At 73.6% G+C, this 11,550-nt stretch carries 11 protein-coding genes; all 11 read right to left on the reverse strand.

All coding sequences use genetic code 11. The features are described from left to right. Positions 1-4,341 (reverse strand): baseplate J/gp47 family protein, encoded by a 4,341-nt coding sequence (locus tag ACQEVG_RS12720; protein ID WP_432981547.1) that lies wholly within the window; start codon positions 4,339-4,341, stop codon positions 1-3. Next, entirely contained in the window at positions 4,338-4,781 is a 444-nt protein-coding gene (locus ACQEVG_RS12725; RefSeq protein ID WP_432981550.1) for a GPW/gp25 family protein, read from the reverse strand. The genes ACQEVG_RS12720 and ACQEVG_RS12725 overlap by 4 nt, the downstream gene beginning before the upstream one ends. A 1-nt stretch (position 4,782) precedes the next feature. Next, a complete protein-coding gene (locus tag ACQEVG_RS12730) occupies positions 4,783-5,061 on the reverse strand; it encodes a PAAR domain-containing protein (protein WP_432981553.1) in 279 nt (92 codons plus the stop codon). 93 nt (positions 5,062-5,154) lie between these two features. Then, the gene (locus tag ACQEVG_RS12735; RefSeq protein ID WP_432981556.1) at positions 5,155-5,811 is read right to left on the reverse strand and encodes a phage baseplate assembly protein V; all 657 of its coding nucleotides are present in this window, start codon (positions 5,809-5,811) and stop codon (positions 5,155-5,157) included. Positions 5,812-5,823: 12 nt separating this feature from the next. Next, on the reverse strand, positions 5,824-7,050 hold the full coding sequence (locus ACQEVG_RS12740; RefSeq protein ID WP_432981559.1) for a phage late control D family protein: 1,227 nt from the start codon (positions 7,048-7,050) through the stop codon (positions 5,824-5,826). Beyond that, positions 7,047-7,745, reverse strand: coding sequence for a peptigoglycan-binding protein LysM (locus tag ACQEVG_RS12745; RefSeq protein WP_432981562.1), 699 nt, complete (start codon positions 7,743-7,745; stop codon positions 7,047-7,049). Before ACQEVG_RS12745 ends, ACQEVG_RS12740 begins: the two co-directional genes overlap by 4 nt. Then, complete coding sequence (locus ACQEVG_RS12750; RefSeq protein WP_432981565.1) at positions 7,742-8,518, reverse strand: hypothetical protein; 777 nt, start codon at positions 8,516-8,518, stop codon at positions 7,742-7,744. The genes ACQEVG_RS12745 and ACQEVG_RS12750 overlap by 4 nt, the downstream gene beginning before the upstream one ends. Positions 8,519-8,533: 15 nt before the next feature. Continuing rightward, positions 8,534-8,677, reverse strand: a complete 144-nt coding sequence (locus tag ACQEVG_RS12755) for a DUF6760 family protein (RefSeq protein WP_432981568.1) — start codon at positions 8,675-8,677, stop codon at positions 8,534-8,536. After that, positions 8,674-9,078 (reverse strand): hypothetical protein, encoded by a 405-nt coding sequence (locus ACQEVG_RS12760; RefSeq protein ID WP_432981571.1) that lies wholly within the window; start codon positions 9,076-9,078, stop codon positions 8,674-8,676. The genes ACQEVG_RS12755 and ACQEVG_RS12760 overlap by 4 nt, the downstream gene beginning before the upstream one ends. Before the next feature lies 1 nt (position 9,079). Then, a complete protein-coding gene (locus tag ACQEVG_RS12765; RefSeq protein ID WP_432981574.1) occupies positions 9,080-9,517 on the reverse strand; it encodes a phage tail protein in 438 nt (145 codons plus the stop codon). A 54-nt stretch (positions 9,518-9,571) separates the two neighbouring features. Then, positions 9,572-11,521, reverse strand: a complete 1,950-nt coding sequence (locus ACQEVG_RS12770; RefSeq protein WP_432981577.1) for a phage tail sheath family protein — start codon at positions 11,519-11,521, stop codon at positions 9,572-9,574. Between the last annotated feature and the right edge of the window lie 29 nt (positions 11,522-11,550).

Below are 11,550 nucleotides of genomic sequence, written 5' to 3' on the forward strand. Positions count from 1 at the left end.
TCAGCTCCCCGCTCCCACACGCACAACAACCCGCCCCGCACACAGCACTTGGTCGACACCGACCGACGCCGTCGTACCCACCGGCACGTCATCGCGCGTGAGCACGAGATCCGTTACGGCGTCCACACCGGGCAACGACTCCAGCAGCCGCGCCACGTCCGACACGTGCGCACCGCGCCCGAACTCCCAGCCGAGGCCGTCCGGTCCGCCCCGCAGCGGGTGGAGGAACTCCTCGACCGCCGCGACGGCGCCTTCCCGCACCGGCCCGGCGTCGTCGCCGCGCAGGGGGATGACCGTCGCCGACACCCCCACCGGCGCATACCGTGGGCCCTCGACGGTGACCCGCCCGGCGGCGGCCACCGGAGACGCGGCGGCGACGGCGTCGCGTACGGCAGCCAGCAGGGCCGGGTCGGGCTGGGGCTGGGGCGTGCCGTCCCGGGGGACGACGAGGACGCGGACCGCGCCGGGCGCCGGGCGGCCCCACCGGTCGGCTGCCCCGACCGCCCGGGACCTTACGACGGCGGGGCCGGCCGCCATGGCGATCGCCTCGACGTCCGCCTCGGTGAGCGCCAGGCGGCGGTGGCGCAGGATCCCCGGCCCACGGCGCAGGACGGCGGTGAGGGACTCGACGTCCGAGCCGCCGACGGCTGGTTCGGGGTTGCGGACCTCGCTGATGCCGGCGGCGCTGAGCAGCTGGGTGATCGTGTCGGCGCCGACGTTGCCGAGCGCCCCCTCGCAGGTGCGGTACGACCGCAGCCGTACGTTGTCGCGGCCTTCGGGCAGCGCCCGGCCGCCGAAGCCACTGCCGGAGCCGTCAGAGCCGCCGGAGCCGCCGAACAGGAAGCGCCCCAGGGCATGGTCGACCACGTAGACGCGCTCCCGTGCCCCGGCCGAGCCGAGCGAGGACACGGCCGTCCAGGGCACCCAGACCTCGGTGACCCGGCCCGTCCGGGCGTCGCGCACCACGCGCACCCGGGCCGGGTCGACGCCGTCGGCGGCCAGCGAGCGGGCCAGGACGTCGGCGTCCAGGTCGGCGCGGTCACCGTCGAGTTCGCGGACCTCCAGCTCGGCGTCGCCGGCGACGGGGGACCGCCGCGACACGAGCACCTGCCGGGGCGAGCCGTTGCCGGACCCGAGGAGCTCGTCCCGTACCAGCTCGGCCTGGGCCACCTCGACGGCGTGGGCGGCGAGGCCGATGAGACCGACGCGCGGGGCCGGGAGGGTGCGGTCGAAGACCGCCCGGATCCATGTGCGCGGCCGCCCGAACCGGGCCGGCGGCGCCGGTCGCAGCTGCCCGCCGGCGAAGGGGCGGGACAGCGGCGCCCGCGCGGTCACCGTCTCGTCCCGGACCGACGCCACGACGACGGGCTCCTGGCCCTGCGGGTCCTCCAGGACGAGGCGGTCCCCGGGGGCGAAGCGCGTCGCGCTGCCCCGGCCCAGCAGGGTGACCGTACGGCCCAGAGCACCGGTGACGGTGGCGCCCGGGACACCTGAGGTGCCGGGCCAGACGAGACCGACGACACCGGTCCGGCGTAACCCGTCGGTGCCGTCGTCCGTCGCGAGGCGGACCCATTCGCGGCCGTCGTACCCCTCCCAGGCCGGACGGTGCGGGGTGGACCACGGCGAGGGGTCCGTCGGCCGCAGCCAGATACCGACGCGGTCGGCGGGCAGTTCACCGTCCAGGCCGAGGTAGAGCGTCGGACCGGTCTCGGGCATCGGCTGGAACGGTGCCGCCCCCGGCGCGGGCCATGTCACCTCGGAGGTGAGGTCACGCCAGGTGTGGTCGTCCTGGGCGACGACGGCTCCGGGGTCGGCCGGCGCCGACCGGTGCGTGTAGAAGACCTGGACCCGGTCGAGCAGTGGTGCGCGGGGCTCGACCACGGGCAGGAAGTTGAGCACGCCGGACTTGTCGGTCCAGCTGACGAGCCGCAGGTGCGAGAAGCTGCCGGCGGCGAGCCTGGTCCGCAGCCACCGGCGTTGGTCGCCGTCGACGTCCACGGCCGCGATGTCGTCGGGCACCGTGAAGCGCACCGACCCGGACGCCCGCAGGGCGAGCACCTGGGGGTCACCCTCGGCGCCCAGGGGGCGCCAGCGTCGGCCGTCGTGGTACTCCCAGGCGACCTCGGGGGGCGTCAACTGCGGGCTGGAGGTGCCGATGACCTTCTTGATGAGGACGTCGGGCGTCATCTCGTCCAGAGTCTTGGCCACCGCCGTGATGGCGACGGTGGCGGAGTCCACCGCCTGCCTGGCCGTGGCGAAGCGGGCGCTCACGTCGGCGACAAAGGCGTTCGGGTCGCCCGCGAAGAACGCGGGCAGCGTTGCGGCGGGCAGGAACGGCGTGGCGGCGGCGAGCACTGCGGCCAGCGCGGCCGAGAGCGTCGTCTCGGCCGCGCGTACGTCGGCGTCGCTGCCGCTCGCGACGGCCGAGGCCAGCGCCGCGACGGGACCGGCCAGATTGCCGGCCCCTGCCGACAACGGCTGGGTGGCGCCGGCGAGGTCGAGGAGCACCCGCGCGGTCAGGCGCGGCGTGGGATCGAGCGTGGTGTGGGCGTCCCGCGCCCCCGGCTTGGCGTCGGCGGCGGCGATTGCCGCCGCCAGCTGGGTGCGAGCCTGGTCGGCCTGGCCGAACACGCCGTGCGTGCTCGACGCCGCGGTGCGCAGCCGGCCGAGCGCCTGCTGCACGCGGTCTCGGACGTCGGCGTACCAGGCGGCAGGGTCCGAGGCCAGTAACGGCGGCAGCGGCGCGCCGAGCGACCCGGCGGCGGAGGCAAGCGCGGCGAGCGGCGTCGCGGCACTGCGGAGTTTGGCGACGAGAGCGTCGATCTGCTTCTTCGCCTCCTGGAACGTGCCCGACTGCTGTCCGCTCAGCCCGTCCGCCTCCTCGGCCGCGGTCACCGGCCGGTCAAGAACGAGCGTGACCCGGGTGCCGGGGCGGCGGGTCGCTGAGGCGCACGCGAACAGGAAGGCGGTTCCCCGGACCGGCGCCGGCCCCAGTGGCGCGAACGTCCTGGACAGGTCGGCGGCCCGCTGGTCGGCGATCGCCTTGTCGAGATCGAGGCCCGCGGTGACGGTGAGGTCGAGGGCCGTGCCGGGCTCCGCCGCGAACGCCGCGGTCAGCTCCTCGGCGCTGTCGAACGCCACCCGCCGCGGGGCGTCGGCGGGCACCGGCACCGTCGGGTCGGACGTACGCGCGGGGTCCGGGCTGACGCCGACGCGTACGGAGTGCCCCGTCACAGCGGTGGGCAGCGTCACGGACGCGCCGCCCGTGAGGGGCACCGTCGCGCGGGTTCCGGCGGTCACGTCGGCGATGTGCAGCAGCAGCTTCGCGGGCACCGGCGGCTCTGCCCACCAGAGTGTGACCGAGGCGCCGTCGGCGGCCGTACGCGACCGGTGCGCGCGCAGCCGGCGGTGCTCGTTGACGACGCGCAGCCGCACCCGGGACAGGACGGGCGGCCGATGGCCGGACGGGATGGCGAGCGGGGCAGTGAGCCGACCGCGGATCCAGTGCGTCGTACGCCCGTCCAGCTCCAGCGGAACCGAGGCGGCGCACGGGGCCACCAGCCGCACCGTCCCGGACCGGGTCAGGCCCGCCGTGCCGTCGACGGAGTCGTCGTCACCGGCCTGAAGGGCCGAGGCGACGAACGCGGCGAACGGGCGCCAGCCGGTCCCGTCCCACCACGACCACTCCAGGGGCATCGGCTCGGGCGCCGGGGTGTCGACGCCGAGCTCGACTTCCACGACGGCGCGGCCGTCGAAGGCCAGCAGCTCGTCGTGGCCGATGTGCAGGTCCCGCTCCACCGCCGTCGGGGCGCCGAACAGGGTGAAGGGCCGGTGCGCCAGTACGTCCGCAGAGTGGTCGTCCTCGGCGTCCGCCCCGGGCACCACGCTGTGCACCTCGACCACGGTCGCGGGTGAGATGGCGACGTCCTGCTGGGTCTCGAAGACCACGGGAGCGTCCCGCCCGGGAACGCTCGCGCCGATCCGCGTCCCGGCGGGCACGCGCGCGCCCCGGGTCCCCGGGATCGCGGTCAGCAGTACGTGACTCCGGGCGCCCTGCGCGGGCAGCAGTGAGACCCCGAGCATGTCGAGCAGCACGGACAGCCGGTGGGCGGGCACCTGGGCGAGCCGCTGTTCGAGCTGTTCCAGGAACCCGGCGACGATGTCGGCGAGCCCGTGTCCCGGCCCGCCCGCGGAGGGTTGCCAGTCCGGCGCCCAGGCGGTCCGGACGGCGAGCAGCTGGGCGAGGAGCGCGTCACGGTCGCGGCGCAGCAGCAGGTCCGAGGCCGGGGGGAGCGGCTCGGCGGCGGCGGGACGACGGGCGGGCGGCAGACCGGGGTTCATACGGGACCGCCCTCGTGGAGGAAGAACGGGTAGACGAGGTTGTAGTGGGTGTTCGTGGACCGGATCCGGTATTCGACCCGGATGTCGAGCCGTCCGCGACGCCGGTCGCCGACCTCGACGGCCACCTCCGTGGCGTCGATGCGCGGTTCCCACAGCACCAGCGCGGTCTCGACGCGGTGCCTGACGAGCGCCGCCGTCGTGGGGCCGAGCGGTTCGAAGAGGAAGTCCTCCAGCCCCGCGCCGAAGTCGGGGCGCGCGACCCGCTCGCCGCGCCGGGTTCCCAGGATCAGCAGGACCGACTGGCGTACCTTCTCCGCGCCGGACACCTCCGCCAGTTCCCCGCCCGGCGACACCGCCGCCGGGACCGGCCAGCCGCGGCCCAGGATCCGGATGTCCGCCCACGGGTCGGCGTCCGGGGTTCCCGCCGCCTCGATCGCCATCTCAGCCCCCCACGATCACGGTCGGCGCGCCGGATGCGATCGGGGCGCCGCAGCCGGCCACGTCACCCAGCCGCAGCGCGGGCCGGCCGCTGATGAGCACCGTGCCGCTGCCCACCGTGAACGGGGTGGGCGGGTGGCTCGCCGGCGGCGGGAAGGCGCAGGCGTGCATGTCGCCCAGGACGGCGGCCGGCATGCCGCCGATGAGCACTGTGGCGACCCCGGGCCCGGTGACGCTTCCGGGGTGGGCGGTGGGATCACCGACGCGGGCTGCTGGTGGCAAGGCACCGCTCCTCTCCTGTGCGGATGTTCCGGTGTTCGGTGTTTCGCTGTTCCGGTCTTTCGGGACTTTCGGTTCTTTCTGCTCTGTCCGGCATCAGTTGATCGTCACCAGGCCCCCCTTGACCTGGCAGGTCGCCGACGCCTGAAGGCTGGCGGTGGCGCCGCGCAGCTCCAGCGCCGTGTCGGCTCCGACCGACGTCCGCGCGCCGCTGACCGTCGCGGAGACCTTGCCGCTGAGGGTGGCGTTGCCGGGCAGCGCGAGCTTCAACGAGCCGGCGCCGCCGGTGAGTTCGAGGGTGATGCCGGTCGCGTCGATGGTCACGCTGTGCCCGGCGAGGTGGGCGATGGTGATCTTCGCTTCGAGGTCGTCGAGGACGAGTTCGTGACCGCCGGGAGTCTTGAGCACCCTCTTGCTGACCGCGTCGATGGGCAGAGTGGTCGGCGGACGGTTGCGCGAGTCCCAGACGCTGCCGACGACGACGGGCCAGTCCAGGTCGCCGTTCTCGAAGGCGACGATGACGATGTCGCCGACCTGGGGCATGCACCACAGGCCGTAGCCGTTTCCCGCGAAGGGGGCACACACGGCGGCCCAGGGCTCGATGTCCGGGATGGTCGGGAACTTCAACTGCACCCGCCCCGTGCCCATCAGATCCAGGTTGTCGATGACCTCGGCGCGCACCACGCCCCGCCGGCGGCTGTCGGTCTCCGGCACGTCGTGCCGGGTGTCACCCCACGAGTCCAGCAGTCCCATCCGCTCCTCCTCTCATCCACCGGCCGGTAGCGACAGCAGGCCACCCTGCACCCGGACGGCACCCTGTGACGGCCCGGGGATGGACCCGAACCAGATCTCCTTGCGTGCCTCGAACGACGTACGCCACCCGCCGGCGTCGATGGTCTGCGTGACGGAGGTGACGCGCCACAGCCCGCCGTAGGTCTCGCCCACACCTTCGACGCGCAGTACGTGTCCGGCGCGGATCCGTGCGTCCCCGACGCAGGTCCCGCTCGCGGTGAGGCGCCGGTTGAGCTTGGGGAGCAGCTTGCCTAGGACGACCCGGGCCGCGTTCGCGGGCGAGATCGGCTCGTCCAGCAGCAAGACCTGCTTGGCCTTGCCGCCGACCGGCAGGCCGAAGCCCGGTGTCACCGAGATGTCCAGCGCCTGGCGGTCCCAGTCGTAGCCGACGGAGATGGTGAGTTTGAGCCGGATCGAGGGCTGCCAGACCCGGGCCGAGATGGACGCGACCTGGCCGACCGTGCTCAGCCGCGGGGTGAAGTCGATGAGCGAGTGCCCGTAGCGCAGGGTCACGTCGGGGGCGAGGTGGGCGGCGGGGGACATCAGCGACAGGACGAGCCCGGCCGGGTCGGCCGCGTGGTCGATGACGATCTCCCACGCGTTCTCGGCGGCGATCTGCTTGAGGAAGTCGAGCGAGGTGGCGCCCGCTTGCTTGCGTACGACGCGCTGGCGCAGCGTCGGGTCGTCGACCGAGGCCATCGCCTCGACCGCGCCCAGCGCCGCGGCGAGCAGCGCACCGAGCGGATCGATGACGGGCAGCAGGCCGTGTTCGAGGGCGAGGACGGGTGCGACGGCCACGTCGGGCAGCGGCATCACCCCGAAGTGCGGGATCGGCACGCCGAACCAGCGCGACGGTGACGCGGCGGCCAACCGGGTACGGCGGTCCTGCGCCACGACGGTGAGCGTCGGCATCCCGGTGCCGGGGAACGCGGCCTGGTTGCCGACGACCTCCCCGGCGAAGACCCGGGCCGGTTCCGCGGGGGCGTAGCCCAGCCACAGCTCGACCGGGGTGTCGAGGCGCAGCAGGTCGTGGTCGAGCCAGCGCAACGCCTCGTTGGCGAGCGCCACTTCCAGCCGGTCGGCGTCCCCGAACCCGCAGGTGGCGCTCACCGACGTGACCGAGCCGCGCAGCGCTGCCGGTACCGGACGCCCGGCGAGCAGCAGCCGCAGCTCGGGTGCATAGCCCGGGGCGATGGTCATGCCGCCTCCTTGGCCGGTCGCGCCGTGTGCACAACGCCCGTCGCGGGGTCGGTGTAGGGCAGCCGGGGGATCGACAGGTTCGCGCCGACGGTGAGGCGACGCGGGTCTGTGATGCCGTTGTGGAGCGCGATCGGCCGCCACGCGGTGGGGTCGGCGTACTCGCGGTGCGCGATGAGGTGCAGGCTGTCGCCTTCGGTGACCACGTGGACCTTTGTGTAGTCGACGGTCTGTCGCTTGATCTCCTTCGCCTCGAGATCGACGTTGCGGTACTCGCTGAGCGTGACGGTCACCCGGGCCCGCAGCGGGGTGCCGTCAGCCCGGAAGAGCACGTACCGCTGGGCGGCCTTGGTGACGACGCAGGTGAAGGTCAGCTGCCCCCAGGTGAAGATCACGGGCGGAGGCGCATGGAGGGTCGGGTCGATGTCCATGAGCGCGGTGACGTCGTGGACGAGTCGCCGGACGTCGCTGCCGGGCGGTCCCGCGGGGCCGGCCTCGGTGGTGTCGACGAGCAGTTCCATGTCGAGCGTCTGCGCGTTGCCGTGGAGGAACTGCACCACCGGCGCCGACAGCCCCGGCACCGCGAGCTGGGCGAAGCTCGTCTCCCGGTTGAGGGTGTACTCCTCCGGGTTGAACTGCACCTCCGTTCGCCGGCCAGTGACGGTGTTCGTCAGGCTGGCGCGCGCGAGCCCGCTCACGCGAACCACCCCTTGCGTTCTCGGGCCGCGACCAGGCGGCGGTCGATCTCGCGGACGACGTGGTCGACCACGACCGGCATGTCCGTGGCGGTCAGCGCCGGGGCGGTCCTGCCCAGCGGGGGCTGGTCGAACGGTCCGCGCGCCGGGCCCGCCGCGCCGGGCGCGACCGGGTGGTGGGAGGCAGCGGTCGCGGTCGGCACCCGGTCGGCCCCTGGGCCGGGACCGGGCGGGGTGGGCCGCCGGTGTACCAGCGGCGCCGGAGTCGGTCCGCCCGCCTGCGGCCGTCGCAGCGGCATCGCACCGGGCGCGGGCACCGTGGCCGGGACCCCGGTGGCCGTCACCCGCCGAAGCACGGTTTCCCGTCGTACCGTCCGTGCCGTCGGCCGGTGTACGGGGCCGAGGCGGAGCGGCCAGGGCCGGGCGGGCGTACCGGAACGGGCGGCGGCTGCCCGGTCGCCGTCGCGGGCGGCCGCCGGTCGCCACGCGTTCCGCGACGGCGGCGCCCCGGCCGACGGAGCGGTCAGCAGGGTGAGGCGCAGGTCCCAGGGTGCCCCCGGCGCACGGTGCCAGTGGTGGTGCGGCGCGGTCCGGATCGGCCGGCGCAGGACCCGGTCGACCGTACGCGGGCCGGTGTACCGGCGGGCGTGGTGGCGGCCGGGCCGCCACGCCGCGCGCGTGCCCTGCATCCGGTCGGTCCGCGCACGGACGGCCGCCGCGAAGCGCGCGAAGCGGTCGGCGGCGTCGTGACGGCCGGGCGGAGGGGTCGGGGACATCTCATGCTCCTTGCGTCATGCTCCTTGGACCGCGTTGAGCGTGGCGTTGATCGAGGACACCTCGCCGACCCAGGCCCGCCGCTCTCGGTGCGGCAGGCTCATCAGTTCGGCGAGTGGCCAGTGCAGGTGGTAGGCGAGAAAGGCGATCTCTCCCCTCAACTGGCCGACGGGATAGGCACGGGTCCCCCCAGGCGCTCATGGCCGTGGGTGACCGCCTCGCCGCAGGAGGGGCACGGCGTGGTGGCGGCCCGGTCGCCCTGGTCTTCGGCGTCGCTGACGTCGTTGACGCGGTTGTAGAGGTCCTGCAGGTGGGCGAGGTCGGCGGCGAAGAGGGACTCGATGGTCCTGGGGGTGATCCGCTCGACGCCGTCGAGCCGGGTGACGACGCGGCTGAGGAGGATGACGGTGAGATAGGCCGGGTTGCGCTGGACCCGGGGGTCCTGGAGGGGGAGGATCTCGTCCGCGGCTGTCGCGAGCCGCATCGTGCCCTCCCGGTGCAGCGCGCCGTCGTCACCGAGCAGCCCGATCGGCAGGAGGAACTCGTGCTCGACCTGGATCATGTCAGCTCACCCGCTCCAGGCCCTCGTGGACGAGCTCGATGCTCTCGATGGCCACGTCGCTGGCCTCGGCGCTGAGCGAGGGCGCGGTGTACTTGGTCGGCCAGGCGCGGACGAAGTTCCACCGGGCCACCTCCTGGCCGCGGCGGTCGAGGAGGATGACCGAGCCGTTGCGGCGGTCGATCGTGCCGTCCACAACGGTCTTGTGCCAGTCCCAGAGCTGGTTGTCGATCGTCATGCCCCAACGCAGGACGATGTTCGCGTGCTTGGTCTGCCCGGCCAGTTTGCGGGGAGTGGTGTTTGCGCCGCCCTCGCGGTGTTCGACCACGTCGACGGTCGAGTCGAGGCCGCTCACCTCGTGGAAGGCGCCGCGCGCGATGTTGTCGATCTCGACCAGGTAGTTGAAGTTCACAAAGGGATCGGGGACGTCGCCGGTGGCCATGGTGTTCTCCTTGTCGTGTGGGCGGGCGGCCGTGAGGGCATGCGGGGTTGGTGCTCAGGACTCGGCGACCTCCGCCCCTCCGTCCCAGATGCCGATCCGGACGACGATGAACTCGGCCGGATAGACCGGCTGGACCCCGATCTCGACGAACAGCCGGCCGAGCTTGCGCGTCGACGGCGGGTTGAGGTTCTCGTCGATCCGTACGAAGAAGGCGTCCTTGGCGGTGGCCCCGAAGAGCGCGCCGTCCCGCCATACCCGGGTGAGGAACTCGGTGAGGGTCCGCTTGAGCCGCTCCCACAGGCCGAGGTCGTTCGGCTCGAAAACCGCGCCGCGCAGGCCCTCCTGGATGGACTCCTCGAGGAACAGGAAGAGCCGGCGGATGTTGACGTACTGCCAGTTGCGGTCCCCGGCGGTGGTGCGGGCCCCCCAGACGACGGGCTGGCCGCGCCCGGGCAGCACCCGGATCGCGTTCACGCCGTCCAGGTTGATCAGCCCCTGGTCGGCGTCCGTGAGGCGCCGCTCGACGCCGACGGCTCCGTTGATGCCGACATTGGCGGGTGCCTTGTGCACTCCGCGGGTCTGGTCGGTCTTGGCGTAGACGCCGACGACATGGCCGGACGGGGGGTGCGGGACGACCTGGTTGCGGGCCGGGTCCTGGATCGTGATCCAGGGGTGGTAGAGCGCGGCGAAGCCCTTGTCGAGACTGCCGGTGAGGGCCGCACGCTGGGTCCGCACGGTGATGAGATCGCTGCCCAGCGCGGCGTCAAGGACGGCGAAGCGGTCGAACATCCGCTCGCAGTGTGCGACGACGGCCTGTTGGGCGGTGATGTCCGTGCAGCCGGGCACCGCGACAATGCTGATCTCGTCGATCGGTTCGAGGAGCCGGAGGTGATCCTCGATCCCGCCGGCGACCTCGCCCCACGAGGTGGCCGGGTCGTCCTGAGTGGACCCGGCGACCGAGAACGTACCGGCCGCGGGCCGGGGGTCGCCGGCGGGGAAGACGCCGTCGGCGCGGATGACGCGCGCGTAGGGATCGGTCACCGCGCTGCCCCACCAGCGGGGGTGGATGGGCGACGTCGACAGGCCGCGGTACGTACGGGTCACCCGCTGCGGGTCGGTGATTGCCAGCTCGAACTCGGCGGTCGCCAGGGTCGCCGTGGCCAGTTCGAGCTTTCCGGTGAGGGGCTTGGCCAGAGTGACGGAGTCGGCCCCCACCGCAGCCACGGTGCCCCATTCACTGCGAGTCGCGTCGGCCAGGACGACGACCGACCCGACGGGTACCACCGCGCGCAGGCTCACCGCCGCGGGCACGTCCAGCCGCAGCACGGTGTCACCCACGTCGGGGGCGGCGGTGGTGATGTTGCCGTTCACGAAGTCCCGATCGACCGGGGTCGTGAACCGAACGACGCCGGGATCGACCCCGGCCACCTCGACCGTGTCCTCCTCCGTGCCCTTCAGCAGAAGGGCTCTGTCCCCCGCGGTGAAGCCGCTCGAGTCCGCCACGGACGCCTGGCGCCCCGTCGGGTCGATGGCGGTGATCACCTCCGGCGCGGCGCGGTGCAGTGGCACACCGGCCCCGCCACCCGCCGCCGCGAGGGCGTCGGCCAACGCGCTGGAGTCCGTGACCCTGACCGAACCCCCCTCGCCCGCCGTGCCGTCCGCGATCGCGGTGACCGAGGCGAGCGTCGCCGCCGCCGTATCCCGGGCCTTGAGGTCGGCCTTGGCCGCCGCACCCGAGCTGATCCTCGTCACATACGCGGTGGTGCCGCCGTTGCGGAAGAACCCGGCGACCGCCAGCGGCAGGTAGTAGGGCGTCGCGCCGCCGACCGGTCCGCCGAACGTCTCGGTGAATGTGTCGAGGCTGGTCACGAGCGTGGGAATGCTCGACGGCCCCTTCTCGGCGATACCAATGAACGCCGCGACGCTGGTGGAAACGCCCTCGATCGGCGCCGCGGGGGCGTACTCCTCGATGTAGACCCCGGGGTAGGAGACCTGGATCGCCATGCGTGCTTCCCTTCGGTGCGGCTGGGGTG

This window comes from Streptomyces sp. CA-135486 (assembly GCF_050936555.1).
GTDB lineage: Bacteria > Actinomycetota > Actinomycetes > Streptomycetales > Streptomycetaceae > Streptomyces.

Bases quoted from the DNA above. Each gene is read 5' to 3' on its own strand.
- ACQEVG_RS12720 (WP_432981547.1), bottom strand. From the start codon at position 4,341: ATGAACCCCGGTCTGCCGCCCGCCCGTCGTCCCGCCGCCGCCGAGCCG.
- ACQEVG_RS12770 (WP_432981577.1), bottom strand. From the start codon at position 11,521: ATGGCGATCCAGGTCTCCTACCCCGGGGTCTACATCGAGGAGTACGCC.
- ACQEVG_RS12735 (WP_432981556.1), bottom strand. From the start codon at position 5,811: ATGGGACTGCTGGACTCGTGGGGTGACACCCGGCACGACGTGCCGGAG.
- ACQEVG_RS12750 (WP_432981565.1), bottom strand. From the start codon at position 8,518: ATGTCCCCGACCCCTCCGCCCGGCCGTCACGACGCCGCCGACCGCTTC.
- ACQEVG_RS12725 (WP_432981550.1), bottom strand. From the start codon at position 4,781: ATGGCGATCGAGGCGGCGGGAACCCCGGACGCCGACCCGTGGGCGGAC.
- ACQEVG_RS12760 (WP_432981571.1), bottom strand. From the start codon at position 9,078: ATGATCCAGGTCGAGCACGAGTTCCTCCTGCCGATCGGGCTGCTCGGT.
- ACQEVG_RS12740 (WP_432981559.1), bottom strand. From the start codon at position 7,050: ATGACCATCGCCCCGGGCTATGCACCCGAGCTGCGGCTGCTGCTCGCC.
- ACQEVG_RS12765 (WP_432981574.1), bottom strand. From the start codon at position 9,517: ATGGCCACCGGCGACGTCCCCGATCCCTTTGTGAACTTCAACTACCTG.